We start from the raw sequence: 26086 nt of genomic DNA, 5'->3' as shown, positions 1-26086 counted from the left end.
TTCGTTAACACTTTTACGTCGGGAGTCGCCTTGCGGTTTCAATATCTTTTCGATGCGCCGAGGGCTTTCACGCGCTGCATCAGCGCATTATCGCCCGCCGTTGAGCGAAATCCACTCCTCACGAGCCTCCGCCCCTCTCCAACCTATCTCCAAGCGGCGCAATATTTAGGCCGCCGACCGAGAAGAGGGCGAAGAGGCTGGCGCGCGTTTCGGTTTCGCGCTAGAATGCACAGAAACGGGCGCTGGTCAGCGTTCGTGACTCGACTCTTCCCCTAAATTCAAGCGGGGGTTGAATGACCTTATGATCACCTGCGCCCGCTGCGGCACGGAAAACCTCGATGGATCGCAATATTGTGATGAGTGCGGGATGCTGCTGCTGAAAGAATCCGCGCGCGCGCCATCTTCGTTCGGGCCAATCGAGCGCGACCGCGCCCGAAAGACTGGCCCACCGTTTGAGCTTTGGTCGCGAAGCGGGATGAGCGAGCCGCACGCCAAACTCGTCATCGAACGGGGGCGCGCGGCAGGGAAGGAGTTCTTCATCGATGCGGACGAAGCGCAGATCGGCCGTTGGGATGCGGATAACGGGATCTTCCCCGACATAGATCTTGACGCCTATGATCCGGAGACCAAGGTCTCGCGTCGTCATGCGCGCATCTGGCGCGAAGGCTCCTCCTACTTCATCGAAGATCTGGGTTCGACGAACGGGACGTTCATCAATCGCGGGAGGAGATTGCTTCCCGGCGAGCGTATCCCATTGCATGACGGTGACGAGATCATCGTCGGGAAGACTTTCTTGCGTTTTCATGTGATCAAGTTCGATTGAAGCTTGCTGGACCCCGTCTTCAGGCAAAGACATGTCACGCTGTCTCCAATGCGGCGCGCCCGTTGCGCCCGATGATCGGTTCTGTGGCAACTGCGGCGCAGCGCAGCCGAACTCAATGGCGAACGCGACGATCTCAGTCTCACCGCCTTCGCTGGTCGTCTCGGGGCCGGAACCCCACAAGCGGACCGATGCCAAGGGCGATGCGCCGCGCAAAACGCGGCCCGAAGGGTCGGATCGCCCTTTGGGGACGACTGGCGGGCGGCGCCCGCTGAACAAGCCGCTCGAACCCGGCACGCTTCTCAATCAGCGTTACGAGATCGTGCGGCGCATCGGCGGCGGCGGCATGGGGGCGGTGTATCTGGCCAAAGATCGCAACTTGGGCGATGCGCCGCGCGCCGTCAAGGAGATGATCCAAACTCAGCTCGACGAGCTACAGCAGGAGAAGGCGATCAACGATTTTCGCCGCGAGTCGATGCTCCTCGCCTCGCTCGAACATCCCTCGATCCCGACCATCTACGACTACTTCTACGATCAGACGGCGGGCCGTTTCTACCTCGTCATGAAATACATCTCGGGCGGCGATCTTCTCTCGCGTTTGCGGTCCACGCCGGGCGGGCGCATCGAAGAGAGGCTCGTCACGGAATGGGCGATCCAGATCGCCGATGTGCTCGACTATCTTCACGGGCGGCAACCGCCCATCATCTATCGCGACCTGAAACCCGCCAACGTCATGATCGATGGTGCGTCGGGGCGCGTAATGCTGATCGATTTCGGGATCGCGCGTTGGGTCGCGCCGCAAGAGAAGGGCGTAACGGCGGTCGGCACGATGGGCTATGCGCCGCCCGAACTGTTCGGCGGCAAAGTCGAACCGCGTTCAGATATCTACAGCCTCGGCGCGACGATGTTCCACCTGCTGACGGGAACCGACCCGCAGGAGAAACCGTTATTGGTTTTCGATTGGACGAAGAATCCGCGTCCGCGACAGATCAATCCGGCGCTCTCTGAAGAGATCGAGCGGATCGTCATGCGCGCCGTCGAGTATCAACCGGAAGATCGGTATCGTTCGGCAGCCGAGATGCGCGACGTGCTGATCAATCACCTGGAGAAGCTGCGCGTCGGCGCGGTCAGTTACGGGCCAGCGATCGCCGCGCAAGCGGCGGTCGAACTCGTTTACTGCGGCTTCTGCGGCAATCGGATCGCAGCGGAAGATCTGTTTTGCGTCTACTGCGGCGCGCGTCAACCGATCGTCGGCGCGCCAGCGAATCGGGCGACGGCGAAGCTGATCGTCATTGGGACGACGGAACTCGATGCGATGTTCGAGTTGAGCAAGGAGAGTTACCTCGTCGGGCGGAGCGATCCGCAGTCAAACATCTTTCCCGACATCGATCTGTCGCGTTTCGATCCGCGCACTAAAGTTTCGCGCCGTCACGCGCGCATCTGGCGCGAAGGCGATACCTATCTGGTGGAAGATCTGGGATCGTTCAACGGCACGATCATCAACGAGAGCATCCGTCTGGCGCCGCATCAGCCGCGCGTATTGGTCAATGGTGATAAACTGAGGCTTGGCGAAACGACGCTCCACTTCTTGCTCGGATGATCGAGGATGACGACGCGAGTCGAGCAAAAACGCTCCGCGAATGTGCATACACGCCATGCGCCTTTCGCCCTACGCTGTGGGGCCCTCTTGCTCGACTACACGTTGGTCGTCAGTTTGCTCGCCGCCTCAACCTTCGTCGCGCAACTCCTCGGCGGCGGCGCCCGTTTCTTCGGGAGCACGATCGAGACTTTCGGCTACCTTTTGGCGATCGCGGCTGCTCTGTTAAACTTCGTCGTCGCCGCCGGGCTTACCGGTTCCACTTTCGGCAAGTGGGCCACCGGGCTGCGCATCGAAAGGCCCGATGGAGAGTCGCTCGGATTGTGGCGGGCCTTCCTGCGCCACTTTATCGGCTATCCGATATCGCTGCTGCTTCTGGGGGGCGGATTTCTCCTCGCGCTCTTAGATCCACACGGGCGCGCGCTTCACGATCTGATCGCGCGGACCGAAGTATGCATCGCGCCAGAATATGCGCGTCGATTCAACGAACGATGATACGCTACTGTCCACAATGCAACCGAGCGACGGCCAATCTTGAGGCGCGTTTCTGCCGCTACTGCGGCGCACGACTGCATCCGGTCTCAAGCGCGACGACCTCCTTCACGCACGAGGAGCAAACCGAGCTTCAGACGACGCGCATGGACTCAACCGAGGTCGAAGATCTCCTGAACCGCCCTTCGGGCGCTTCGACCAACGGCATGCTCGATGAGACCGAGACGGTCGTCTCGCGCAAACCGGCGGGCGCTGCGGATCTTCCCACCGGACCAGCCGCCACCTTGAGCTCTGAGGCCGCTAGTGAATCGCCCGCCCTTCCGAACTTCGAATCGGGCGCCGCGCGCCCGGTCGTCGCGCTCGAAACGCCTCAACCGAGCGTTCGAAGGAAGAGCGTGCGATGGTGGATCGTCCTCGCCGTTTGCGCGGCGACGATCCTCATCGTCGCGATCATTTCGGCCTGGTACATCGCCCTGCGCTCATTTCGCACGCAGCCCGTCGAGGAGGTCGCCATACCGCCGACGCCCACGGCTGATGCGCGCGCTGCCGCCGAAGCGAAGATGGCTGAAGCGGATGTATTGCTTGCGACCGGACAGATCGATGCCGCCATCGCACGACTGCGCGAAGCGGTCGCCCTCGATCCGACAAACGCGAACGCCTACCGAAAGCTCGGCAATGCGCTCCTGACCACAGGAGCGCGCAAAGAGGCGATCAACGCCTTCCTCGCGGCAGTCGCTAACGATCCGAACGACCGGGCCGCCTGGCGCGCGCTGGCCGATGCGCAGATGGATGAAGGGCTGTACGCCGAAGCGGCTGAAAGCTACCGCAAGCTTTTCGCGCTCGCCGTCGATCCGACGGGCAGCGAGGATGCCGTCCGTTTGCGCTGGGCCGAAGCGTTGCTTCGTTCGGGACGCTCCGCGGAAGCGCGCACGTTGCTACAGAGCCTGCTGCTCTCGCCCATGCGCAATATCGCGAGCGAAGCGCGCAGGCGTTTGAGCGAACTGCTGCCGAACACGTCCGCCTCACCATCCGCAGCGAGCGGTTCGCCGACTCCGAGCGAACGATCGCCTCAAACCGATGAGGCCCGGACTGGACCAGGACCTGGTCCGGCGCCGGCGGCACAACCGCCGACCTCCGCTTCGCCGGCTGCGCCTTCGCCGCGCGAGCGTTTCGAACGCGGAGTCCAACTGTGGGGGCAAAATCGCGCGGCAGCGCTCGAAGAGTTCCGCGCCGCAAGTCGCGGCGGGATCGCCGACGCCTACTACTACTTGGGGCTGAGCATCGCCGAAGGGCGTGATCCGCGTTCGCTGTCCCGCGCGGAATTGGTTTCGGCGCTCTACTACTTTCAACTGGCGCGCGCTGGCGGCGGACGCACCGCCGCCCAAGCGCGGCATTACGAAGAGATTCTCGGGCGAGAATATGATCGGCGCCGCGGGTTTGCGCCGCAGCGTTGAGAGGCCACCTCCCGCGAAGCGCCGCTGAGGATGATCACGTGCACCTTATGCCAGAGCTCATCATCAGATACTTGGGGCGAGCACCTGAGCGGTTCGAACTGAATCGCGTGCGCATCACCATCGGCCGTTCGGCGCGAAACGACCTTTGTCTAGCTGATCCCTTCGCCTCGCGCGTACATGCCGAGATCCGGCGTGAGGGCGATCAATACCTGCTGCGCGATTTGAATTCGGCCAACGGCACTTACTACGCCGGCGTGCGCATCGCCGGCCCCGTGCCCCTTTCCGATCGCGGCATCATCTGCATCGGAGAGACCGAGATCGAGTTTCGCGACGAAACGAGCAGAACGTCCGCCCTCGCGATCGACGAAGAGGCCCGAGCCTATCTTCCCGAAGCCACGATCAGCCTCTCATCTTCGGATCGCACCACCTCAGGCCTACTCGAAGCCATCGAGGCGGCCCGCCGTCAACGCGCGCAGAAGAGAGAGGAAGATCGCCACGAGGTACAGCGAGGGGAACTGCTCGCGCTGATCAGCAAAGTCGGCATTACGCTGCTAGCCTCAGCGACGCTCGATGAGACCCTGCACCAGGTCGCTTCGCTCGTCTTCGAAGCGGTTCCCGCGGACCGCTGCATGATCATGATGCGCGATTCGGACGGAGGGGAGTTGCAAGTGCGCGTCGCGGAGACGCGCGAGCGGCGAGGCGAAGTCGGCGAATTCCGCATCAGCCGCTCCGTAGTCGATGAGGTCATCGGGCGCGGGCGCTCCGTCCTCACTTCCGATGCTGAACACGACCCACGTTTCGCGCACACGACGACCGTCCGCGGCATTCGTTCTGTCCTCGCCGTGCCGCTCGGCGTCGAGGATCGCATCTTCGGCATGGTCTATGCCGATTCTCCTCTGCAAGAGGTCCGCTTCACGGAAGATCATTTGAAGATCCTGACCACGCTCGCTTCGGTCGCCGCCATTCGCGTCGAGAACGCGCGCTTGGCGGAAGAGCAGATCAAACGTCAACGCCTCGAACAAGAACTACAACTCGCGCGCGAAATCCAACAGAGCTTTCAGCCCGCCGCGCCGCCGCGCGTGAAAGGGTATGAGCTCGAAGGCATAAGCTTCCCATGCTACGAAATAGGCGGCGACTATTACGATTTCATCGAGCGGCCAGATGGCAAACTGGTGATCGTGTTAGGCGACGTGTCGGGTAAAGGGACAAGCGCAGCCCTGTTGATGTCGTCGCTCCACGCAGCGGTTCGCGCTCACGTCTTCTTGCACGAATCGCCGGTCGAAGTTGTTAAAGAGATCAATCGCTATTTGACCATGTGCATCCCTTCGAACCGGTTCGTGACGCTCTTCTACGCCGAGATAGAGCCTTCGACAGGCCAACTCTCTTTCGTCAATGCCGGGCACAACCCGCCTCTTCTTGCGCGCGCTTCGGGCGAGACGGAACTGCTCGCCGCGAGCGGCATTCCGCTCGGCATCTTCGAAGAGGCCTGTTTCGTCAGCGGATCGGCCCAATTGAAAGATGGCGATGCGCTGATCCTCTACTCGGATGGGATCTCCGAAGCGCGCAACGCCCAGGGCGAAGAGTTCGGCCTCGACCGACTCACTCGAACCGTCATCGAAAACAATCATCTTCCCGCCGCCGCGTTGCGCGATCAGATCGAAGGCGCGCTCTCACGCTTTACCCAAGGCGCGCAGGCAACCGATGACATCACGCTCGTCATCGTCAAAAAATTATAGGTGATTTCGCCTCGCTCACCCATCGCCGCGCACGGTTCGCGCCCTATCTTCGAATGAGAAAAATTTAATCGCCTTAACTCAGCCCAGCGAGCAACCAACCGTAGCGATCCCCTCATCTACAAGCATCTGCCGAGAACCGCTCCGACCGGACCACCGCCTTTCAGATGAGGGGAAGGGCTCAGCTGTGGTGCGGGCGGAGATGGCTTCCGGCAAACTTCAAGCAGTTTGCAGGAGGAAAGTGGTACGTCTATGCGAAGGGTTTTGTTGTTAGTCCTTTCTTCGCTTCTTCTCGTCCCTGTGACCTTTGCTCAAAGCGCGAGTCGAGCCGATAACAAGCCTCGAACGGAGTTCTTCATCGGCTATTCCTACCTCAGAGCCGATGGGCTGCCCAATCTGCAGGACAACACCTTCAGCGATCCGAAGTTCGGCGAACGAGCCGGCGTTCATGGCATTGATACGTCCGTCACCAGATTCATCACGCCGCGTTTCGGCATTACCGGAGACTTCTCCTTCAACCAGAATGACAGGGCGCTGACGCTGTCGAATGGGACCGGTAATTTCGAAACGCGCATCAGCAGCGCACTAGTTGGGCCGACATTTAAATTCGTCAACGATAGCCGCCTCTCCCCGTTCGTTCGCGCACTCTTCGGGCTTGCGAACACGCGCTTCGACGCAGAACAGCAACTTACGCTCGGGAGCAGCTCACAGCGGAACACGCTGCAAACGAGCGCGAACGATTTCGCGATGGCTCTGGGCGGAGGGCTTGATGTTCGCCTCAGCAATCGCGTCGACTTGCGCGTCTTGCAGATCGACTACAACCCGATCTTCCTCCAAGACCGTTCGGTCAATGTTCTAAACGGCGCCGGCCTCATTCAGCCGCAGAGGTTGATCGGTCAACGGCAAGACAATCTCAGACTCTCTTTCGGCGTCGTCTTCCGCTAATCCCGCAAGCGACGAGGGGCGCTTCTCGGAAGGGGGCGCCCCTTCAAAATCTTTCGCGCCATCCCTTGCACTATGACATCATCATGATGCCATAGAATTGGCCGAAGACTGGACCTTCAGAATCTTTCGCGCCATCCTTTGCACTGTGACGCTCCCTGTGCCACCACTTCCTTAAGAATTTCGCGCCGTCATTTGCGCGATGCGACCTGCGGACGGAGATCGAGCGCGTGCCAACGCAGATAGTTGGTCACCGTCTCGTTCTCGTAAACGCGCAAGAATCCGGTTTGCAAATAAAGCCTCTCAGGCTGCGGCCACTCGAGCCGAATGATCGGATTGAAAGAGAGAGGGACGCCGTTGGTTTCCGAACCGGCGTTCACCGTGTTGCCGTTCGATTCCGGTTTCAAGCGCTCTAAGTCGTAACGCACGGAAGCGGCGAGTAGGTCTTCATGCAACGGGATGCTCGCTTGTGTCGGATGATCGGAAGCCGCATCGTAGATCATCGCTTCGGTGTCGAACGCCGCAGCGACCTTCGACGAATCCGGAGACCAAACGGGCAATACATCGGTCAATCGGTCGTCGAGCAAACGCTCTTGCCCATCGAGCATCACCAAGCGCGGGCGCCCCGCCGTCGGCTTCCCTTCGCTGAGGCGTAGATCGAACTCGTATGGTTTGCACGCCAGAGCGACGAGCGCGTGACCATCGGGTGCCCATGCGAGGTAAAAGTAGATCAGTCCCTCGCGCGTCGTGAGCGGACGGAGGGCGAAGCCGTCGCGATCACAGACGTAGATCTGTTCGGTATTGAAAGTCGGCACAGATGGGATGAGAGGCGCGACCGTGCCCGAAGGGACAGGCAGAGTTGGACTTGCTTCGGGCGTCGCGGCGGGCGGGGTCTCTTGGGATGAAGGGTTGCGCCGTCCGATGAACGCGATCGTTTGACCATCGGGCGACCAAGCGACCGATTGTGGGAAGGCTCCGATGAGATCGAGCGGCAAGATGTTGCGCAAGAATCTGCCATCCGCCGCATAGAGATCGATGCGAAACGCTCCCTCGGGCGTCTCGCTCGTCGCATAAAGCGCTAAAGCGCGCTGGCCATCCGGAGACAGGACGGTGCGCAGCAGAGCATCATCCGTGCGGCGCGTCTCGAAATCGCGCCTTATCGCCTCGAGCTTTTCGCTTGCCGCGCGCCCGTTCTCCGCTCCGAACGGCGCTTCGACATCGGGCGTGAAGCGGTAGGCTAAACGCTCCGCTGGCACATCGCGCAAAGAACGCGGGAGAGGATTGAGATCGCCGTCATTGACCTCGACGTTGCATCCGAGGGCCGAAAGGAAGATGAGAGATAATAGGACGAACGCCAAGCACTGCAACATCATCCTCGTGCCTCTAAGATTCAAGTGACTTGTCGCGTCGTCGCCTACTTCCCTCAGATCTTTTGACGCGCGGAAAAAGAGCGAGGGGCGCAAGCAACAAGGTATGATAGCCGGCAATGCGAAGATGTCAAAAGGGCGCCTTGGATATCAGCGATGGCGCCAGCGCGGTCTTCTCTTCTCGAGAAAAGCGGCGATGCCTTCATGCGCATCCGCCGTCTTCATGAGTTCGTTGAGATATATGTCTTCGACTTTGCCGAGCGCAGCTTCGAGCGTTTGCCCGCGCGCGACGTCCATCGCCCGGCGCGCCGCTTCGAGGGCTGGGGCGGCGAGTTCGCGCAGCTTATCGAGCACTTCTTGAGCCTTCTGCTCAAGTTGTTCAGACGGCACGAGGTGATTGATGAGCCCTAGGCGCATGGCCTCCGCCGCATCTATCAATTCGCCGGTCAAGATCAGTTCGCGCGCGCGCTTTTCGCCGACGATCCGCGGCATGAGGATCGCCGCGATCGGCGGGAAGACGCCGAGCTTGATCTCCGGTTGGCCGAAACGCGCCCGCTCGCTGGCGACGACGATGTCGCACCCTAGAACCAGTTCACAGCCGCCGCCGAGCGCCGCCCCGTCGACGATGGCCACGGTCGGCTTGGCCATCTGTTCGATGGTACGGAAGATGTTGTGGAACGAATCGAGCATCTGATAGACGGTCTCCGCCTTGTGGTCTTCAACCGCGACTCCGGCGCTGAAAGCGCGACACTCGGGCGCGGAGTCGAAAAGGATCGCCACCATATCGTGCTGCCCCATGCACTGGTCCAGCGCCTTTCCGATCTCCTTCATCATCGGGATGTGAAAGACGTTGAGCGGCGGGCGGGCGAGCGTGATGCGCCCGACTTGCTGTTCGATTCGGAAGCGGATGAATTGGTACTCGCTCATAACCGGAACGCTCCGAGCTATTCGCCCGTCTTCTGCTGAAGGGGCGGTGGAAAGGGCGCGCCGAGCCAAGCGCGATAAAGACGCCGCTGCGCCTCGGTCGGCGACTGGACCGGGACGAGGCGGTAATCGTCATCCGGCTCCGCCCCGAGTTTGATCTCCAACGTGCGTAGATCGTCCGCGCGGAAAAGCGTCAGACGTATGATCTCACCCGGGCGACGTTCTTCGAGTCGCGCGTTGAAAGACGCCAGATCGACGCGCTTGCCATCGAGCGCGATGATTTGATCGTTGGCATTCAACCCCTGATCGTATGCCGGAGTTCCAGCGCGGACGGCACGGACCATCAGGCGCTCACCTTCTTGAGCGAGTTGCGCGCCGAGATAAGCTTTGGGCGGTTTATTCGGATCTTCAGACTTCGTCCGCAACTGCAATCCGACCGCCTCGAACACGTTATTGTAAGGCAACTCATCGCGCCCGCGCACGTAACGTTCGAAGAATTCAGCGAGGCTGGCTCCAGCCATCAACTCACAAGCTCGCGCGAAATCTTCCGGCGTATAATTGCGCCCTTTTCGGTAGAACTCCGCGTAAAGATAACGCATGACGTCATCGAGCGAGCGGCGCCCGTCGCTCCGCCGCCGAATCTCCAGATCGAGGAGCGCTCCGAGCAATGCGCCCTTGTCATAATAGGAGACCTGTGAGTTGACGGAATTCTCGTCGCGCCTGTAGTACTTGATCCAAGCGTCGAAGCTCGCCTCTTCGACGCTCATCACCAATCGCCCCGGCGTGCTCTGCAGATTCTTGATCGCCTCGGCCAACATCTGAAGGTAATCTCGATCGGAGATGAGCCCAGCGCGAAGCAGAAGGATGTTTTCATAATAGCTCGTCAATCCTTCAGCCACCCACAACAGTTTCGTGTAATTCTCCCGCGTGTAATCGAATGGGCCGAGCGCGTCGGGGCGGATGCGCTTGACGTTCCACAGATGGAAGAATTCATGGGCCATGAGCGCAAGGAAATCGCGATAGTCTTTCTCTGGACGGAATCCGAACCGACGCCAGATAAGCGCCGAGGAGTTCAAATGTTCGAGTCCGCCGCCGCCGGTCGGCGCGAGCATCAGAAGGAAGGTGTAGTCGCGATACGGAACATCGCCCATCATCTCGATCGCCGCTTCGACGATCCTTTGCGCATCGCGTCTGATTCGTTCAGCATCGTAGTTGCCTTCGCCATCGATCACGATGCGGTGCGGCACACCGCGCGCCTGAAATTCGATCGTGTGGAAGTCGCTGACGAGCACGGGCGAATCGTAGAGGATGTCGAAGTTCTCCGCGCGAAAGACGTTCGCTTGACCGTCAAGCTGCGGAAGCCCAGTCGCGATCCGCCAGTTGCCGTAAGGGATGATGCGTAATGTCGCCGGCGCATCGAGATAACCGTCAATGTACATAAGCAGCGCGGCATTGTTCCAGAAAGCGTGACGGTCGTTCAATTCGTTGGTGCGCACGGAAAGCTCATTCGCATAAACCCGATATCTGACGATGAACTCGCGTTCCCCGTCCGTATCGATGCGCCAAGTGTTCTTTGTCACCTTGCGCCACGCGAGCGCACGCGCAGGCGTTTCCGCAGAGAAATCTTGCACGTGGCGCGCGTACTCACGGATCAAATAAGAGCCGGGGGTCCACACGGGCATGACCAGATCGGTCTGCGCTCGCGGCTCGGCCAATCGAACGCGCATCTCGACCTCGAATAGATGCGTGTAAGGGCGCGGCATCGAAACGGTGAAAGAGATCTCCGGCGGCGTGCGGCGAGGCGCGCCCTGCGATCTAGCGGAAGAGGAGACGATAAGCAAAAGCAACAGGAAGACGAGCAGAGACAGATGATGTTGGTGCATCGTTTCGGATAAAACCCAAATCATGGAGATCTTCGTAAAAGCGCGTGCCGGCGATGGAACCACAATGTTACTACGAAAGGCCCACAACTAGAAGCAACCGGGATCGACACGCAAGCTCTTCCCAAGCATCGCGTCGAGGCGTATAATTCCATCGCCCGAGACGGACGAGGAGGAACGAGGCGATGAGAGGTGGGATCTTTATCCTGATTCTCGCCCTCTTTTGGTGCGAAGCCATCGGCTATGCACAAAATGGCGGGTTGTACGTGATCTCGGCCAAAGCCGGATATGTCAATTTCGTCTCCGGGGAGGTTCGCCATCAGCGGGCGGGCGTCTGGCAATCGATTCGCGCGCAATCTTCGCTCGATGCGGGCGACATAGTACAAACCGGAACCGATGGGCGCATCGAGCTGTTGCTCAATCCGGGATCTTACCTCCGCATCGCCGAAAACTCCGAGGTGCAACTCGTCAACGCTTCGCTCGACGATCTGCGCCTTAAATTGATCCGCGGCAGCGCCATCGTCGAGGCGACGGGGGCCTCCGGCGCTCGCTTGCAGATGCTCATCGAAACTCCGCAAACTGAGCTCACGATCGACCGCAACGGCCTTTACCGCATAGATGTCGCCAGCGATGGCAAGACCGAAGTTGCGGTTTACAAAGGGCAGTTATCGGTCAACGGAATCAAGGTCAAAGGAGGCGAGAAGCTGGCCAGCGGGATGAGCAAACCGACTAAGTTCGATAAGAAAGCTCAGGATGGCTTCGATCTCTGGAGTCGCGAGCGGGCCGAACTGCTGGCCGCGGCCAATCGCCGCCTATCAGATCGGACGATCGAATCGGTCTTCCGGAGCTTTCGTAACGATGGGGCCTGGGGTTATGGGCGCGCGCCGTACTTTGGCTTGTGGGTCTTCGATAGCGCGCTCAGCTGCTACACCTTCCTGCCCTTCTATTCTTCATGGTCATCGCCATATGGGTTGAGCTACCGCAACGGCTTCGGCATCCCTTGGTACTATTTTCGTCCCGATCCGCCGGCGAGAAATCCGGTCTACGGGACCGGACCAGTAAGGGACCATCAGGCGATCGCCCCTTCCAGGCAACCGGCGGCCGGCGGTCTGGAACAGAGGCATAACCCGCAACGTTTCGATCGCGAGTTTCTCATCAGGAAGATGGATATAGATCGCTGGTTTGAAAATCACCCGGCGGACCATCCGTCAGATCTTCGTCCGCATCATCGTCAGCCCGAAGCCGCGCCCGCCACGGTCGCTCCGATGACTCCATCCGCACCGGTAGAGCATCCGAACGTCGAGAGGGTGCCGCACCACGGCAAGATGCGGGGAGAGATACCGTAAAGGCTTCGCTCGTTCGCAACCGCTAGTCCATCTCACCATGCGCGCGACCAGCGTGGCCCTTCGTGCTCTTCATCGCGCAGCCGCGCGTTCACTCCAGCCCGCAATTCGAGCAAGCGACCGAGCAACCACAAAAGATCCGAGAGGCGATTCAGGTAAGCGATGGCGCGATGATCGACCGGTTCTCCCGCTTCGGCCAAACGGACGACGGCGCGTTCAGCACGACGACAAACCGTGCGCGCAACATCATAGGCGGCGGCGGCGCGATGTTCTCCCGGAAGCGACCAGTCGGCGAGGATCCCCTCGATCCCTTCTATTCGATGAACGTGTTCGGTCAAGCGGGCGATCATCTCTTCGGTGATGTAGGGCGGTTCTTTCAGGTGGCCCAGGGGATTAGCGATCGAACCGCTGACGGCGAAGAGTTCGCGCTGGATCTCGCGCGTCAAGTTGCGCACCTCTTCATCCTCACAGATCGAACGCGCGAATCCCATCATGGAGTTGAGCTCGTCGATCGTGCCATAGGCTTCGACGCGCAGACTCGCTTTGGAGACGCGCGCGCCGCCGATCAAACTCGTTTCGCCCGAATCACCGCGCTCAGTCGAAATGCTCCCCATCGCTCCTCCTCATAAAGTACGCTCGCGATCGTCAGTGCTGCGTTGCCATTTTAGACGTCGCGGCCACGCAATTCGCCTGCCCACAACGTCTCTCGTAATCGCGGATGTAGTCGCGCATGGCGAAAACGAAGAAACTCATCCCGAACCGTTTGGCCTCGGCAATCGCTTCCTTAGCCTTCCATCCCTGTCGGGCGATGCGGTAACAGGCGATGACGGTTCCCGTACGATCCGCGCCGCGCTTACAGTGGATGAAGACCGGCCAGTTTTCAGGGGCGTCGATGAGCGCGATCACGCGCGCGATCTGCTCATCGGTCGGACGACTGAGACCTCTCATCGGCACGTTAAAGTAGCGCATGCCAAGCGCCTGGACCAGATCTCGTTCACGCGCCGCCCGCTCATCATCATCGCGCAGATTGATCACCGTTTTGATCCCCATCGCCTTGAGTTTCCGCAAGCCGTCCTCCGTCGGTTGCGCGCCGCGGTAAAGATGCTCATCGACTCGCGCGAAATTCGGCAGATCGTGTGTGGCTTCACGAACAGATGCATTAGCGTTAGCAACCGGCGCGGATGCGCGCGTCGTCTGTTGAGCCGTTGAACCGACGCAAAGCAATAGAACCAGGATCGCGGCGCGGCGGAAAGTTCGCATGGCGCTTCCCCCTCGTCCAACGGATGAATCGAACTTCAAAATATCACACGAAGCCGCATCGCCGAAATTCGTCGGCGGAGCGATCGTGACCGGACTGCGGCGCGTCTCGCTTTCAGAGCGAAGCCTTCCGCTTACATCGCGGCGTCGCGCTGCTGCTTACGCAGCAGCCAGAGGAAGACTGGGCCACCGGCCAACGCCGTAATCGCGCCGACGGGCAGTTCGCCTGCGCCGAGCGCGCTCCGCGCGATCGCGTCGGCGATCATCAAAAAGGCCGCTCCCAAAATGAACGAACAGGGAAGAACGACGCGCACATCTTCGCCAAACAAAGAGCGCGCCGCATGAGGGACGATCAATCCGACGAAACCTATCGTCCCGCCGACGGCGACGCTGACGCCGACGATCAACGAAGCGACGAGATAGACGATCCGTTCGCTGCGCTGAACGTCAATGCCGAGGCTGGCGGCGACCTCCTCATCTACGGCGATCAGGTGAAGGTCCCGCGCTAGCGAAAGAAGCGCAATCCATCCGGGGATGAGGAAGATGAGCATACGGACGAGAAGATCGAAACCGACGATGTCGAGCGTGCCGATGCTCCACCGAAGGATCTGTAACGCGCGCGAAAAATCGGCGACGTACTGGATGATGACGACACCGGCAGCCGAGATGAGGTTGACGACGACGCCAGCAAGTAGAAGCGCGCCCGGAAGGATGATCGTCCCAGAACGCGCAAGGCGATAGACGAGCCAAATGGAAAGCAACGCGCCCGCAAAGGCCGAAAGGAAGACGAGCGGGACTCCGCCGACGCGCGTCCCCCAGCCCAAGGCCAAAGCTATTCCGGCTCCGAGGGCGCTGCCGCCCGATACGCCGAGCGTCAACGGTTCCGCCAAAGGGTTGCGAAAAAGGGCTTGCAACGCGGCCCCGACGATGGCCAACGATGCGCCAACGGTCGCCGCCATCAGAACGCGCGGGAGCCGAAGACGGAAAAAGAGCGTGCGCGTCGCTTCATCATGTTGAAGCGCGGCTAAGGTCAGCGGCTTGTAACCGATCCATAAGGCGAAAAAGGCCGATAGCAGGAGGAAGAGGCTAAGCGCGAAGATCGCGCGTCGCAAGCGATCTACGGTTGTGGCATCTTTGGTCATCGCCCGATGACGCTTTCGTGGCACACCTCATTTTTGTCCCGTCACCGCTTTCAAATCATCCGAGGCGCCGATTCGCCGTAGCCTAATCGTCCGAATTTAAACCGCCGATGGGAACAGCGCAAGCTCCCTTTTAATCGAACGCCGCCCGCCCGCGTCCTCGCACGCGAACGGACGGCCCAATCCGGCGCGCTCTTTATGAAAAGCTCTCTAAAGCCGCTGCCTCATCGTCGTAGACATCGAAAACCGTAAGTAACTTCGTGATGGCCAGAAGGTCTTGAATCTTTTGCGTCAAATTGAGCAGTTTCAACTGGCCGTTCTCTTTGTTCACTGCCGTGTAGCTTGAAACCAACTCGCCGATGCCGCTCGAATCGACGTAACTGACTCCGCCCAGATTGAGCAGGATCTTCTTCTTGCCTTCGGCGAGCAGCCGACGAATGGCGCTACGTAAAGCGACGCTGCCTTCGCCGATCGTTATCTTGCCCGTTAGATCGAGGATCGTGACGTCCCCAGCTTGACGTTCTTTGATGGTCAGTTCAGCCATAGCAGTTCTCCTTACAGCCAAGGTGTGAATCAAGAGCGCCGTTTAGTCATGCGAACGATCGTCCCGCCTTCCGGATGGTGTTGCCAGATGACTTCATCCATGAACGTCCTCATGAAGAACATGCCGCGCCCAGAAGGCTTCAACAGGTTCTCCTCTCTGGTCGGATCGGGGACCGACTCGGGATCGAATCCCGCGCCGAAATCGCGCACCGTGATCGTCAGCGCGTTGACTGCATCGGTGAACGCGACTTCGACGATCTTACTCTCATCCTCGCGATTGCCGTGGACGACCGCATTGCTGACCGCCTCACGCACAGCCAATTCGATGCCGAAGATCGATTCCGCATCGAAACCGCAGCGTGTGGCGATCTCATTAGCGAGCGATGCCGCCCGATCGATCATATCGATGCGGCTTGGGATCTTCAGTTGAGTCTTCTCTCCGGTCACAAAGATGTCGTGCCGTCTCCCGACGTCGCTTTTCAGCCACACAATTTCGAAGCCTCGGTAGTAACACGCCATCAGCGCACCTGTCAAGAATGGATGAATTGCGGGGCGGCGTTCTTCTGATGGGTCGCTAACCGCCCCGTCTCCGTGTAAAATAACCCTTTCGTCCGTTGGCGATGAAGACGATGAAGATCATCCCCCGAAAAAGTTTGCAGGGGCGCCTACGGGTGCCAGGAGATAAATCGATCTCGCATCGCGCCGCGATGATCGCGGCGCTGGCCCGAGGGCGTTCGCTCTTATCCAACTTCTCGACGAGTGCCGATTGCGCCTCGACGCTCGATTGCCTGCGCGCGCTTGGCGTAAGCGTCGAACGCGATGGGACCACGGTGGTGATCGAAGGGCGCGGTGGAGATCTAAGCGCGCCATCAAGCGCCCTCGATTGCGGTAACAGCGGCACGACTATGCGACTCCTTGCCGGGATTCTCGCCGGACAAACTTTCTCCGCGACATTGACGGGCGATGAGTCGCTGAGCCGCCGTCCGATGCGGCGGATCATCGAACCGCTGGAGTTGATGGGAGCTAAACTCAGCTCGCAAGAAGGTCATGCTCCATTAACCGTCAATGGCCAGCGACCGTTACGCGCCATCGATTACGAGCCTCCCGTCGCCAGCGCACAGGTCAAATCATGCGTCCTGCTCGCCGGCTTGCAAGCCGCGGGTTGCACGCGAATACGCGAGCGCGTGCATACGCGCGATCACACGGAACGGATGCTCCGCTGGTTCGGAGTGCCGGTCGAAGAGCGCGAAGAAGGCGGCGTGCGGCTCATCGCCCTTCACGGCCCGAAGCGCTTTTCGGCGCGCGACATTTCGATTCCGGGAGACATCTCATCGGCGACCTTCTTCCTCGCTGCGGCGACTCTGCTTCCGGGTTCGGAGCTCGTCATCGAAGAGGTTGGATTGAACCGGACGCGCGCTTCGGTCATCGGTTTTCTGCAAAAGCTCGGCGCCGACATTCAGATCGAACGAGCGCGCGTCGAGTGCAACGAAGAGATCGGCGATCTGCGCGTGCGCGGCGTCGAACGGCTCAAGCCGACAGCGAATGGAGCGAACATCATCAGCGGCGCGCTCGCTGCCGAATTGATCGATGAGTTGCCGGCGCTCGCCGTCGTCGGCACGCGGGTGGCTGGCGGCCTCGAGATTCGCGATGCCGCGGAGTTGCGCGTCAAAGAATCGGACCGCATCCGCACGACCGTGGAGAATCTGCGCGCGATGGGAGCCGAAGTGGAAGAGAGGCCCGACGGCCTGCGCGTCGCTGGTCCAGCCCGCTTGCGCGCGGCGCACCTCGAATCATACGGCGATCACCGTATCGCGATGGCCTTCGCGGTCGCCGCGCTGACAGCGGATGACGCTTCGGAGCTTTCCGGAGCAGCATCGGTCGCCGTCTCTTTCCCCGAATTCTTCGATCTCCTCGAAGCGGTAAGCGAATGAAAGAGCTTTTCCCGCGTATCGCGATAACCGGCTTCATGGGGGCGGGTAAGACTTCAGTCGCTGAAGCGCTCGCGCGCGCGCTCGGGTGTGAAGCGGTCGATCTCGACCGCCACATCGTCGCGCGGGATGGGAGAGCGATTCACGAGATCATCTCCAGTGAAGGCGAAGCGCGCTTTCGCGCCATCGAATCGCGCGCGCTCGAAGAGCTTCTGGCTCAAGAGAAAGCTCAGATCATCGCTCTTGGCGGCGGGGCCTGGACCATCGAACGCAATCGCGCGATGCTCGCCGAGAAAGGCTACATCGCCGTATGGCTCGATGCGCCGTTCGAGCTATGCTGGGAGCGAATCCTCAAGACGGATGTGGTGCGCCCGTTGGCGCGTGATTTCGAGAGCGCACGCCGACTCTATGAACAACGGCGCGAGATTTACGCGCTCGCCACGTTGCGCGTCGAAGTCGAAGGCAAAAGCTGCGAGGCGTTAGCCGATGAGATCATCCGCGCAGTGCGAACGTAGTTTGACATCAAATGGATGGGCTTTATCTGCCCGTCGGACGAGCTTCGTGAGCTGAATTCAACAGATCAAGATCTTCGTCCGCTCGAGCTGCCATCGGGCCTATCCTTTGAGCAAGCCGATCAGTCTTCTCGTCCGCGCTTCTATCCCTTCAGCTTCAGCGATGAGCGCGCTGATGATCGCTACCGCATCAGCTCCGGCTTCGATGACGGCGCGCGCGTTCTCTTCGCTGATGCCGCCGATAGCAACTATGGGCAGGTCGCGTATCTTGCGCACGCTTGCGCACACACGACGCAGTCCGTCGAGACCGATGACCGGGTCAGGATTCTCCTTCGATGAGGTTGGGAAGATCGGGCCGATGGCCAGATAGTCGATTGGAAGATGCGCGGCGGCGATCGCCTGTTCGACGTTGTGAGTCGAAAAGCCGATGATCGCTTCTTCGCCGAGAAGACGGCGGGCCGCTTCGGGCGGCAGATCGTCTTGCCCGAGATGCACACCATCGGCGCCAACTGCCAACGCTAGATCGGCGCGATCGTTGATGATGAGGCGCGCCTGTCGCGCTTTGGCGATCCGCACAGCTTCGACAGCTTCTTCGTAAAAGGCGCACGCCGGAAGCCTTTTCTCGCGCAATTGGACGAGCCGCGCGCCGCCTGCCACGAGACGCGCGACCTGTTCAGCGTGCGGCAACCCGGAAAGCCAGCGATCGGTTATCGGATAAACTTTCGGAAGGTTCAAACGGCGCATGTCACGCGAGCCGGTTTGCTAATAAAACAAGACGGGCAACGCTTGGCCGCCCGTCTTTGAAACTTGGCTCCGCAGGTAGGACTCGAACCTACAACCCTCCGGTTAACAGCCGGATGCTCTACCATTGAGCTACTGCGGAAGAAGAACTCTTCGCTGAAGGCGCAAATTTTATAGCAGATGGGTTGCAGGAGCGTCAAGTTACGACTCTAACTTGCTTTCGCGCAGCGATTTGCGCGATGATTGGCGGCAAAAACGCCGCGCGCGTTTGACTGATTATGGAGCGCCGAGTCACCTCTTGGTTCAGTCCGAATCTGCAATTAGAGATGCCGCTTGTCGCTTACGGGCATGCGGGCTATCCGCTCCTTATGTTCCCGACCGCGGCGGCGGACTATCTCGAGTACGAGCGCTTCGGGTTGATCGAAGCGATTCGCCATCATCTCGAAGCGGGCCGTGTGCGCGCCTACTCGATCAACAGCGTCAATCGCCAGAGTCTCCTTAATCATCACGCTCCGCCGGCTACCAAAGCGGAATATCTGACGCGCTACGACCGATACTTGATGCAAGAGGTCCTGCCTCTGATCCGCCAAGATGTGGGCGATGACCAAGCGCGCCCCGTGACGACCGGAGCGAGTCTCGGCGCATACTTGGCCGCCAACTTCTACTTTCGCCATCCCGATCACGTCCGCGGCACGATCGCCATGAGCGGCACATATGACATCAGTCCCTATTTCGATGGTTATCATGACGATAACGTCTACTTCAACAATCCGGTCGAATACTTGCCTAACTTGAACGATGATTACTACTTGCCGCTTCTGCGAAGCGCCGATGCGATCTACATCTTGACCGGACAAGGGGCTTTCGAAGCGCCCGAGCGCAGCCGCCTTTTGGCTGAGATCCTGAGCGCCAAAGCGATCCCTCACACGCTCGATGTCTGGGGACACGACGTAAGCCACGATTGGCCGTGGTGGTGTCGTATGCTCGACCACTACATCGGGAAACTCTGGGGATGAAAGATCCCTCCGCTTCTGCGAGCGAGATCATCGATTCGGCGGACTATTTAAGAGCGATCGTGCAACGGAAGAGGATCGCGCGAGAGCGGATTTGGCCTATCGCACGAGCGCAAGTTACACTTTGCCTTCGAGTCAGTCATGAGCAAGCCGAGCGCCACGAGAATCGCCATCGAATACTGGTCGGCGCGCGCGATCCTCGCCGCGTTGGAGATTTTGCCGCGCCCCCTAGCCGTTCGGATCGGCTCTCTGCTTGGCCATCTCGCTTTCCATCTGGCGCGAAGGCTACGTCGCACGGGCGAGCGCAATCTGCTGATAGCTTTCCCCGAACTCGATGATCGCGCGCGACGGCGCATCTTGCGCGCCTCATTCGTGAGCCTAGGACGACAGCTCGGAGAGTTCAGCCATCTACGACGCGCGCGACCTGAAACCTTGCGGCGCTATGTCGAGATGAAGGGGCTAGAAAATTACGCGGCTGCGCGCGCGCGCGGGCGTGGGATCATCTTCCTGACCGCGCACCTAGGACCATGGGAGTTGATGAGTCTGGCTGGCGCAGCCTTCGGTTTCCCACAGCACATCATCGTCCGCCGATTGGACAATCCGCGCCTCGAAGCTTTCGTCGATGGCGTGCGCACGCGCTTCGGCAATCGAACGATCGATAAGCGCACGGCGGCACGCGCCGCGCTGCGCGTTCTGCGCTCAGGTGGAACGCTGGGGATACTTGCCGACTTAAACACTCAACCGCATGAAGGCGTCTTCGTTCCCTTCTTCGGTCAACTCGCTTGTACCACGACGGGAGTAGCGACGCTGGCCATACGCACGGGGGCAGCGGTCTTACCGGTTTATGCGGTTTGGGACCGGACCAAACGACGTTGCGTCATCCACATCGAACCCGCGGTCGAGCTCATTTTAACGGGCGATGAAAAACGCGACGTTGAAGAGAACACGGCAAGATTTTCGGCTATCATCGAACGTTGTATTCGTTCTTATCCGGAACAGTGGCTCTGGGTACATAAACGCTGGCACACACGCCCGCCCGGCGAACCGGATCTTTACGCGCTGGACCAGAAAGCGCTCCTATCATTTCGCTTGACAGAAAGCCCCACCCCACCTCGGATCGGTGAAGGATTGCGCTTCGATGGCGAACGAAGATAGATGGGATCCCGAAGAGCCAACTCGAAAGAAATATTGCGAGCCCGTCTTCGATGGCGAACGAAGGTAGATGTGATCCGCCGCTACATCGCCAATCCGCCATCGACCTGAATGACTTGGCCTGTGATGTAGCGGGCGTCTTCCGACAGCAGGAAGCAAGCGACGCGCGCCACTTCATCAGCGGTGGCGAAGCGCCCGAGCGGGATCTGAGCGAGCATCTTCTCGCGGTACTCGGCGGCGAGCGCTTCGGTCATGTCGGTTTCGACGAACCCGAGCGCGAGCGCGTTGACCGTGATGCGGCGGCTGGCGACCTCTTTGGCGAGCGCTTTGGTCAAACCGATCATGCCGGCTTTGGAAGCCGAGTAGTTGGTTTGCCCGGCCATGCCGACGAGCCCGCTGATCGAACTGATGTTGAGGATCGAGCCGCCCTCTTCCTGGCGCAGCATGTAGCGCAGCGCGGCGCGCGCGAAGTTCCACGCGCCTTTCAAATTGGTGTCGATGACCGCATCCCAATCCTCTTCCTTCATCCGCAGAATCAACTGATCGCGCGTGATGCCGGCGTTGTTGACGAGAAAATCTATGCGCCCGAACGCCTCTTTGACCTGCTTGACCATCTCGGCGACGGCTTCCGTCTGCGCGACATCGCACTGCGCGGCGAAGGCGCGCGCGCCCATGGCCTCGATTTCGGACTTCAGAGTTTCGGCGGCTCCGGCGCTGCGCGCGTAGTTGAAGGCGACATCGGCTCCGCGGCGCGCAAGCTCCAGCGCGATGGCGCGCCCGATGCCGCGCGTCGCGCCGGTGACGATGGCCGCTTTTTTGGCGAACGGTCTGTGTGCAGTTTCAGTCATCTTCGAAGATCCCTCGATCCGAACTTGACGCTCTTCTCGCTTTCGACGTGCCCTTCGCGGGAGAACCCGGCCCTTCCGCCCGCTTTCAATCGAGCTTGAGCGAGCGCAGGTACTCCTTGAACTCTGGAGCAAGATCCGGTCGCTTCAAGGCGAACTCGACCGTGGCGATCAGGAAACCTAACTTATCGCCCGCGTCATGGCGCGTGCCGCGGAAACGGACGGCGTAAAACGGGCGGCGGCGAAGAAGCGCGCGCATGGCATCGGTGATCTGTATTTCGCCGCCCGCCCCTGGTTGAGTTCGTTCAATCTCATCGAAGATGTCCGGCGTCAGGATGTAGCGCCCGACGATGGCAAGATCCGACGGCGCTTCGTCGAATGGCGGCTTTTCGACCATGTCGCGCACGCGATAGACCCCCTCTTCGATCTCTTCGGCGTCGAGCACGCCGAAGCGCGAGATGGCTTCGCCCGCGACGCGCATCGTGCCGAGCACGGGGGCTTCGAACCGCTCATACACGTCGAGCATTTGGCGCAGCGCCGGAACCTCCGCATCGACGATGTCGTCGGCGAGCATGACGGCGAACGGTTCGTTCTCGACGAAATCGCGCGCTTGCAAGATGGCGTGGCCCAGGCCCAGAGCTTCGCGTTGGCGCACGTAGTTGATGCGCGCCATGTCGGAGATGGCGCGCACCTCACGCAGCAACTCCTCTTTGCCGCGCTCGCGTAAGAGCTGCTCCAATTCGAAAGAGATATCGAAATGATCTTCGATGGCCGTCTTGCCGCGTCCCGTGACGATGATGATCGATTCGATCCCTGAAGCGACGGCTTCTTCGACGACGTACTGGATGAGCGGTTTGTCGACGAGCGGAAGCATCTCTTTGGGAGAAGCTTTGGTGGCGGGCAGAAAGCGCGTGCCCAATCCGGCTGCCGGGAAGACCGCTTTACGAACCTTGATTGCCATGCTCGCTCTGCTCCGAAAGGCGACCGAGCCGAAGCGCGGCGCGTTCTTGACACTCCGTGCCCGGTCGGTTAGCTTGAACTTTTCTTTCTGACCAAAAGGCGACAATTTCTATCACACTTCAAAAGGTAGCGGCAAATGCTCGATCTTCATTTCGTGCGGGAGAATCTGGATCGCGTGCGCGCCGCGCTCGAAGCGCGGCGATTTCCGACCGAAGCGCTCGATCGCTTCGCCGAGTTGGATGCGGAACGACGGCGCGTCATCGCCGAATCGGACCGCTTGAACGCCGAGCGCAACGCGGCGAGCCGTGAGATCGGCGCGCTCATGAAAGAAGGGCGGCGTGAAGAGGCCTCTTCGCGCCGCGCGGCGGTCGCGCAACTTAAAGAGCGCATCGCCGAGCTGGAGAGAGCGCGCGACGAAGCCGAGCGCAAGATGCAGGAACTGTTGGCGACGCTTCCGAATCTACCGCATGCGAGCGTTCCCATCGGCCCGGATGCTTCGGCCAACGTCGAAGTGCGGCGATGGGGCACGCCGCGCGCGTTCGATTTTACGCCGCGCGATCACGTTGAGCTGGGGACGCGGCTCGGCATACTCGATCTCGAACGGGCGGCGAAGATCGCGGGCGCGCGCTTTGCCATCCTGCACGGCGCGGGCGCGCGGCTCGAACGCGCGCTCATCAACTTCATGCTCGATCTACACACGCGCGAACACGGTTACACGGAGACGTTGCCGCCTTTCATCGTCAACGCGCAAGCGCTCTTCGGGACGGGGCAGCTGCCGAAGTTCGAAGAGGACCTCTTCAAGCTGACGGACGAGCGGAACCTGTACCTTGTGCCGACGGCGGAGGTGCCGGTGACGAACTACTATCGCGAAGAGATACTCGCAGCGGACGAGTTGCCAAAAAAATTCGTCGCCTACACGCCCTGTTTCCGTTCGGAAGCGGGAAGCTACGGGCGCGACGTGCGCGGTTTGATCAGGCAACATCAATTCGAAAAGGTCGAGCTGGTCAAGCTGACGCTTCCTGAAACCTCCTATGACGAGCTCGAATCGCTGACGCGCGACGCCGAGCGCGTACTTCAACTGTTGGGACTGCCATATCGCGTGGTCACGCTTTCGACGGGGGACATGGGCTTTTCCGCCGCCAAGACTTACGACATAGAGGTTTGGCTGCCATCGCAGGACGCCTATCGCGAGATCTCTTCCTGCTCGAATTGCGAGGCGTTTCAAGCGCGCCGCGCGCAGATACGCTTTCGCCGTGCGCCGGGCGCGAAGCCCGAATTCGTCCATACGCTCAACGGCTCCGGACTGGCGGTCGGGCGCACGTGGATCGCCATCTTGGAGAACTACCAGCAACCGGATGGTTCAGTCGTCATCCCCGAAGCGCTGCGCCCTTACATGGATGGACAGGAGCGCATTGCACCGCCTTCGGGCGCCTGAGCTCCGCAAAGGGGCGGCAGCCACGGAAAGCTTCTCGCTTACTCGATTTTGAGGTCGAACGGCAGCAGCGCCATCAATTCGCCGCGCCTTATACGCTCGAAGAGATGAAGCGTCTGCAACGCGCGCCGTAAATCTTCAGGCAACGAGGCGAGCGCAGCTTGCCAGCGCGCCTCGTCTTCTCCCATCGCCTCATCGCCGCCGAAGAGCTGTTCGAAGAGCGAACGCGGTGCGGGTTTAACGACGCGCTGGATCCCCTTATCCGAAGGGATTCCGGCGAGCTGCTTGGCGATTTCGATGGCCCGATCGAGCCCCCCGAACTCGTCCACCAATCCGCGCTCTTTGGCTTGCGCGCCGTTCCAAACGCGCCCCTGTCCGATCGAATCTATGTACTCGGGATCGCGGTGACGCCCCTGCGCGACCTTTGGGACGAACTCGTTGTAGTAGTAGCTGCGCACAAGCTCTTCGAACTTAGCGCGCTCTTCCGGCGTGAAAGGTTCCGTTTCGCGGAAGATTCCGGCGTAACGACCGCGCAAGATCCATTCGCTGTTGACCCCGATCCAATCATAGAACCCTTTAAGCACGGGCTTGCCGGCGAAGACGCCGATCGAGCCGGTGATGGTCGAAGGCTCCGCGACGATCGAATTGGCTCCAGCGGAGATGTAATAGCCGCCCGAGGCGGCCACGTCGCTCATCGAGACGACGACCGGTTTCCTCTTCTTCGCCTCTTCGAGCGCGCGCCAGATCAAATCGGAGTCATAAACCGTACCGCCCGGACTATCGACGCGCACGACGATGGCCCGAATCGTCCGATCATCGCGCGCCTCGTCGATGGCGCGGACCATCGTCTCAGAGCCGACATTCTGTTCGCCAAAAGGCGAGTTGTTCGATCGCCCCGGTCCGATCGCGCCCGAAGCGTAGATGACGGCGATGCGTTCGCCTCTGTTCAGACCTAGAGACTCCGGTTCGATCCGCTTGTACTGCGATGCCTTGACTATGCGCAACCTCTCCGCATCTCTATACCCGAGTCGGCGTTTCAATTCATTTTCGACTTCCTCACGATATGCCGTCCCGTCGATCAATCCGGCCCGTTTGGCCTGTTCAGCGCGCAACGGCGCTTGATCGATCAATTCGCGCACGGTTTCGGGGGCGAGTTTGCGCGCTGCGGCGACGTTGTTGATGTAGCGCGCGAATTGATCATCGAGCAGAGAGTTGATCACCTCGCGCTGCGCGTCGGACATCTCTCGGCGAGTAAGCTGATCGGGCGCGTTCTTGTATTTGCCTATCTGATAGAAATCCGGATAAACGCCGAGTTTGTCGAGCGCGCCGCGCAGAAAGATGGCGTTGGCCGCTAGGCCGTTGATGAACAGATCGCCGACCGGAGCGACGTAAACGCGCTCGCACGCCGAAGCGATGTAGTACTCCTTGTTCGCCCCGTAGGTGAGATAAGCGTAAATCGGTTTTCCCGACCGGCGAAAATCGGCGATCGCATCGCGTATCTCATCGGCTTTGGCCCATCCGGCACCGACATCGCCGATCTCCAACAACACACCGCCGATTCGGCGGTCAACTTTGGCCTTCTTCAATTGCCAGAGCAGATCGGTAAGCGACCGGACCTCGCCGCCGAAGATGCCGCGCGGCAAATTGAAGGGGATCGGGCTTTCGGCGACGTAATCTGGCAGATCGCCGCTCACTCGCAGAACGAGCACGCTATTCGGCGCAATGCTCGGCTCGCCCGGCTTGAGCGCGAAATAGAGGGCCAAGACGCCGGCAAAAACGGCGATGAAAAGCGCCAGCAACAGGCCGGCGAAGATGAGCGCGATCTTACGAGCGTTCGACATAGCCATACGGTCTGCCATCCTGATCTAGAGGTGAGATCTGCTCCCTGAAAGATTCGAAGCCACGCCATCCCAGCCGCTCGTTCAGGGAAGCTTTAGTGTATTTACGCAAGCGACGGAGAGAAAGTTCAGGCCCGCCAAAGCGCGGGCTCTTCTTTATCGCGAACGACTGAA

General features: G+C 60.2%; 24 protein-coding genes, 1 tRNA gene and 1 pseudogene. 13 read left to right on the top strand and 13 right to left on the bottom strand.

Features of this window, described 5'->3' with window-relative positions; translation table 11 throughout:
* Nucleotides 1–301: 301 nt before the first annotated feature.
* From PYK22_RS18415 to PYK22_RS14625, 7 genes and pseudogenes are all read left to right on the top strand, one after another.
* A pseudogene (locus tag PYK22_RS18415) lies at nt 302–367 on the top strand (zinc-ribbon domain-containing protein); the annotation flags it as partial.
* Nucleotides 368–823, top strand: coding sequence for an FHA domain-containing protein (locus PYK22_RS14650; protein ID WP_157770912.1), 456 nt, complete (start codon nt 368–370; stop codon nt 821–823). It abuts the pseudogene before it with no gap.
* Nucleotides 824–854: 31 nt separating this feature from the next.
* Nucleotides 855–2420, top strand: coding sequence for a protein kinase domain-containing protein (locus tag PYK22_RS17005; RefSeq protein ID WP_083437889.1), 1566 nt, complete (start codon nt 855–857; stop codon nt 2418–2420).
* Between the two features lie 6 nt (nt 2421–2426).
* Nucleotides 2427–2912, top strand: a complete 486-nt coding sequence (locus PYK22_RS17000; protein ID WP_060635725.1) for an RDD family protein — start codon at nt 2427–2429, stop codon at nt 2910–2912.
* On the top strand, nt 2909–4363 hold the full coding sequence (locus PYK22_RS16995) for a tetratricopeptide repeat protein (RefSeq protein WP_060635724.1): 1455 nt from the start codon (nt 2909–2911) through the stop codon (nt 4361–4363). Before PYK22_RS17000 ends, PYK22_RS16995 begins: the two co-directional genes overlap by 4 nt.
* Before the next feature lie 47 nt (nt 4364–4410).
* The gene (locus PYK22_RS14630; RefSeq protein ID WP_041978402.1) at nt 4411–6099 is read left to right on the top strand and encodes a SpoIIE family protein phosphatase; all 1689 of its coding nucleotides are present in this window, start codon (nt 4411–4413) and stop codon (nt 6097–6099) included.
* Nucleotides 6100–6348: 249 nt separating this feature from the next.
* Nucleotides 6349–7041, top strand: a complete 693-nt coding sequence (locus tag PYK22_RS14625) for an outer membrane beta-barrel protein (protein WP_041978399.1) — start codon at nt 6349–6351, stop codon at nt 7039–7041.
* Between the two features lie 188 nt (nt 7042–7229).
* Here PYK22_RS14625 and PYK22_RS14620 read toward each other — a convergent pair whose 3' ends face one another.
* From PYK22_RS14620 to PYK22_RS14610, 3 genes are all read right to left on the bottom strand, one after another.
* Nucleotides 7230–8408 carry a TolB family protein gene (locus PYK22_RS14620; protein ID WP_041978398.1) on the bottom strand — a complete coding sequence of 393 codons (1179 nt, stop codon included), beginning with the start codon at nt 8406–8408 and terminating at the stop codon, nt 7230–7232.
* Between the two features lie 147 nt (nt 8409–8555).
* Nucleotides 8556–9332, bottom strand: coding sequence for an enoyl-CoA hydratase/isomerase family protein (locus PYK22_RS14615; RefSeq protein WP_041978396.1), 777 nt, complete (start codon nt 9330–9332; stop codon nt 8556–8558).
* A gap of 17 nt (nt 9333–9349) precedes the next feature.
* On the bottom strand, nt 9350–11236 hold the full coding sequence (locus PYK22_RS14610) for a M61 family metallopeptidase (RefSeq protein WP_060635723.1): 1887 nt from the start codon (nt 11234–11236) through the stop codon (nt 9350–9352).
* Nucleotides 11237–11394: 158 nt separating this feature from the next.
* Between PYK22_RS14610 and PYK22_RS14605 the strand changes: the two genes are divergently transcribed.
* Nucleotides 11395–12555: a FecR family protein gene (locus PYK22_RS14605; RefSeq protein WP_041978394.1), complete on the top strand. Its 1161-nt coding sequence runs from the start codon at nt 11395–11397 to the stop codon at nt 12553–12555.
* A gap of 32 nt (nt 12556–12587) precedes the next feature.
* Here PYK22_RS14605 and PYK22_RS14600 read toward each other — a convergent pair whose 3' ends face one another.
* The 5 genes from PYK22_RS14600 to PYK22_RS14580 form a co-directional block, all read right to left on the bottom strand.
* The gene (locus tag PYK22_RS14600; RefSeq protein ID WP_041978392.1) at nt 12588–13166 is read right to left on the bottom strand and encodes a cob(I)yrinic acid a,c-diamide adenosyltransferase; all 579 of its coding nucleotides are present in this window, start codon (nt 13164–13166) and stop codon (nt 12588–12590) included.
* A gap of 31 nt (nt 13167–13197) precedes the next feature.
* The gene (locus PYK22_RS16990) at nt 13198–13812 is read right to left on the bottom strand and encodes a fused DSP-PTPase phosphatase/NAD kinase-like protein (RefSeq protein ID WP_060635722.1); all 615 of its coding nucleotides are present in this window, start codon (nt 13810–13812) and stop codon (nt 13198–13200) included.
* Between the two features lie 131 nt (nt 13813–13943).
* Entirely contained in the window at nt 13944–14951 is a 1008-nt protein-coding gene (locus PYK22_RS14590; RefSeq protein ID WP_041978390.1) for a FecCD family ABC transporter permease, read from the bottom strand.
* Nucleotides 14952–15144: 193 nt separating this feature from the next.
* A complete protein-coding gene (locus PYK22_RS14585; RefSeq protein ID WP_041978387.1) occupies nt 15145–15492 on the bottom strand; it encodes an STAS domain-containing protein in 348 nt (115 codons plus the stop codon).
* A gap of 29 nt (nt 15493–15521) precedes the next feature.
* Nucleotides 15522–15980: an ATP-binding protein gene (locus PYK22_RS14580; protein WP_157770911.1), complete on the bottom strand. Its 459-nt coding sequence runs from the start codon at nt 15978–15980 to the stop codon at nt 15522–15524.
* Between the two features lie 131 nt (nt 15981–16111).
* On the opposite strand from PYK22_RS14580, the gene aroA reads away from it, so the two are divergent.
* A complete protein-coding gene (aroA, locus tag PYK22_RS14575; RefSeq protein ID WP_041978384.1) occupies nt 16112–17422 on the top strand; it encodes a 3-phosphoshikimate 1-carboxyvinyltransferase in 1311 nt (436 codons plus the stop codon).
* The gene (locus PYK22_RS14570) at nt 17419–17934 is read left to right on the top strand and encodes a shikimate kinase (RefSeq protein WP_041978382.1); all 516 of its coding nucleotides are present in this window, start codon (nt 17419–17421) and stop codon (nt 17932–17934) included. Before aroA ends, PYK22_RS14570 begins: the two co-directional genes overlap by 4 nt.
* Nucleotides 17935–18033: 99 nt before the next feature.
* Here PYK22_RS14570 and thiE read toward each other — a convergent pair whose 3' ends face one another.
* Together thiE and PYK22_RS14560 are read right to left on the bottom strand one after the other, a co-directional pair.
* Complete coding sequence (gene thiE / locus PYK22_RS14565) at nt 18034–18675, bottom strand: thiamine phosphate synthase (RefSeq protein WP_041978380.1); 642 nt, start codon at nt 18673–18675, stop codon at nt 18034–18036.
* Between the two features lie 64 nt (nt 18676–18739).
* Nucleotides 18740–18814, bottom strand: a tRNA-Asn gene (locus PYK22_RS14560).
* A gap of 136 nt (nt 18815–18950) precedes the next feature.
* Here PYK22_RS14560 and PYK22_RS14555 point away from each other — a divergent pair.
* Both PYK22_RS14555 and PYK22_RS14550 read left to right on the top strand, forming a co-directional pair.
* A complete protein-coding gene (locus tag PYK22_RS14555; protein WP_041978378.1) occupies nt 18951–19688 on the top strand; it encodes an esterase family protein in 738 nt (245 codons plus the stop codon).
* A 138-nt stretch (nt 19689–19826) separates the two neighbouring features.
* Nucleotides 19827–20840 carry a lysophospholipid acyltransferase family protein gene (locus PYK22_RS14550; RefSeq protein WP_060635720.1) on the top strand — a complete coding sequence of 338 codons (1014 nt, stop codon included), beginning with the start codon at nt 19827–19829 and terminating at the stop codon, nt 20838–20840.
* Between the two features lie 80 nt (nt 20841–20920).
* Here the strand turns inward: PYK22_RS14550 and fabG are convergent, their stop codons facing one another.
* Nucleotides 20921–21685 carry a 3-oxoacyl-[acyl-carrier-protein] reductase gene (fabG, locus tag PYK22_RS14545; protein WP_041978376.1) on the bottom strand — a complete coding sequence of 255 codons (765 nt, stop codon included), beginning with the start codon at nt 21683–21685 and terminating at the stop codon, nt 20921–20923.
* Between the two features lie 85 nt (nt 21686–21770).
* Nucleotides 21771–22637: a UTP--glucose-1-phosphate uridylyltransferase GalU gene (gene galU, locus PYK22_RS14540; RefSeq protein ID WP_041979195.1), complete on the bottom strand. Its 867-nt coding sequence runs from the start codon at nt 22635–22637 to the stop codon at nt 21771–21773.
* A gap of 141 nt (nt 22638–22778) precedes the next feature.
* Here galU and serS point away from each other — a divergent pair, with 141 nt between their 5' ends.
* Complete coding sequence (serS, locus tag PYK22_RS14535) at nt 22779–24077, top strand: serine--tRNA ligase (protein WP_041978374.1); 1299 nt, start codon at nt 22779–22781, stop codon at nt 24075–24077.
* A 38-nt stretch (nt 24078–24115) separates the two neighbouring features.
* On the opposite strand, the gene sppA is transcribed toward serS, so the two are convergent.
* Nucleotides 24116–25915: a signal peptide peptidase SppA gene (gene sppA / locus PYK22_RS14530; RefSeq protein WP_041978372.1), complete on the bottom strand. Its 1800-nt coding sequence runs from the start codon at nt 25913–25915 to the stop codon at nt 24116–24118.
* Between the last annotated feature and the right edge of the window lie 171 nt (nt 25916–26086).

This window comes from Pyrinomonas methylaliphatogenes (assembly GCF_000820845.2).
In the GTDB taxonomy this organism is placed as follows: domain Bacteria; phylum Acidobacteriota; class Blastocatellia; order Pyrinomonadales; family Pyrinomonadaceae; genus Pyrinomonas; species Pyrinomonas methylaliphatogenes.
This window is presented reverse-complemented; position numbering and strand designations above follow the sequence as displayed.

What these genes read in the sequence shown, in the direction of transcription:
- PYK22_RS14585 (WP_041978387.1), bottom strand. Translation starts at nt 15,492, where the DNA reads ATGGCTGAACTGACCATCAAAGAACGTCAAGCTGGGGACGTCACGATC.
- PYK22_RS14590 (WP_041978390.1), bottom strand. Translation starts at nt 14,951, where the DNA reads ATGACCAAAGATGCCACAACCGTAGATCGCTTGCGACGCGCGATCTTC.
- PYK22_RS16995 (WP_060635724.1), top strand. Translation starts at nt 2,909, where the DNA reads ATGATACGCTACTGTCCACAATGCAACCGAGCGACGGCCAATCTTGAG.
- PYK22_RS14610 (WP_060635723.1), bottom strand. Translation starts at nt 11,236, where the DNA reads ATGATTTGGGTTTTATCCGAAACGATGCACCAACATCATCTGTCTCTG.
- PYK22_RS14615 (WP_041978396.1), bottom strand. Translation starts at nt 9,332, where the DNA reads ATGAGCGAGTACCAATTCATCCGCTTCCGAATCGAACAGCAAGTCGGG.
- PYK22_RS17005 (WP_083437889.1), top strand. Translation starts at nt 855, where the DNA reads ATGTCACGCTGTCTCCAATGCGGCGCGCCCGTTGCGCCCGATGATCGG.
- thiE (WP_041978380.1), bottom strand. Translation starts at nt 18,675, where the DNA reads ATGCGCCGTTTGAACCTTCCGAAAGTTTATCCGATAACCGATCGCTGG.
- PYK22_RS14605 (WP_041978394.1), top strand. Translation starts at nt 11,395, where the DNA reads ATGAGAGGTGGGATCTTTATCCTGATTCTCGCCCTCTTTTGGTGCGAA.
- PYK22_RS14600 (WP_041978392.1), bottom strand. Translation starts at nt 13,166, where the DNA reads ATGGGGAGCATTTCGACTGAGCGCGGTGATTCGGGCGAAACGAGTTTG.
- serS (WP_041978374.1), top strand. Translation starts at nt 22,779, where the DNA reads ATGCTCGATCTTCATTTCGTGCGGGAGAATCTGGATCGCGTGCGCGCC.
- PYK22_RS14555 (WP_041978378.1), top strand. Translation starts at nt 18,951, where the DNA reads ATGGAGCGCCGAGTCACCTCTTGGTTCAGTCCGAATCTGCAATTAGAG.
- PYK22_RS16990 (WP_060635722.1), bottom strand. Translation starts at nt 13,812, where the DNA reads ATGCGAACTTTCCGCCGCGCCGCGATCCTGGTTCTATTGCTTTGCGTC.
- PYK22_RS14550 (WP_060635720.1), top strand. Translation starts at nt 19,827, where the DNA reads ATGAGCAAGCCGAGCGCCACGAGAATCGCCATCGAATACTGGTCGGCG.
- sppA (WP_041978372.1), bottom strand. Translation starts at nt 25,915, where the DNA reads ATGTCGAACGCTCGTAAGATCGCGCTCATCTTCGCCGGCCTGTTGCTG.
- PYK22_RS14570 (WP_041978382.1), top strand. Translation starts at nt 17,419, where the DNA reads ATGAAAGAGCTTTTCCCGCGTATCGCGATAACCGGCTTCATGGGGGCG.
- PYK22_RS17000 (WP_060635725.1), top strand. Translation starts at nt 2,427, where the DNA reads ATGACGACGCGAGTCGAGCAAAAACGCTCCGCGAATGTGCATACACGC.
- PYK22_RS14620 (WP_041978398.1), bottom strand. Translation starts at nt 8,408, where the DNA reads ATGTTGCAGTGCTTGGCGTTCGTCCTATTATCTCTCATCTTCCTTTCG.
- PYK22_RS14630 (WP_041978402.1), top strand. Translation starts at nt 4,411, where the DNA reads ATGCCAGAGCTCATCATCAGATACTTGGGGCGAGCACCTGAGCGGTTC.
- PYK22_RS14650 (WP_157770912.1), top strand. Translation starts at nt 368, where the DNA reads ATGCTGCTGCTGAAAGAATCCGCGCGCGCGCCATCTTCGTTCGGGCCA.
- PYK22_RS14625 (WP_041978399.1), top strand. Translation starts at nt 6,349, where the DNA reads ATGCGAAGGGTTTTGTTGTTAGTCCTTTCTTCGCTTCTTCTCGTCCCT.
- aroA (WP_041978384.1), top strand. Translation starts at nt 16,112, where the DNA reads ATGAAGACGATGAAGATCATCCCCCGAAAAAGTTTGCAGGGGCGCCTA.
- fabG (WP_041978376.1), bottom strand. Translation starts at nt 21,685, where the DNA reads ATGACTGAAACTGCACACAGACCGTTCGCCAAAAAAGCGGCCATCGTC.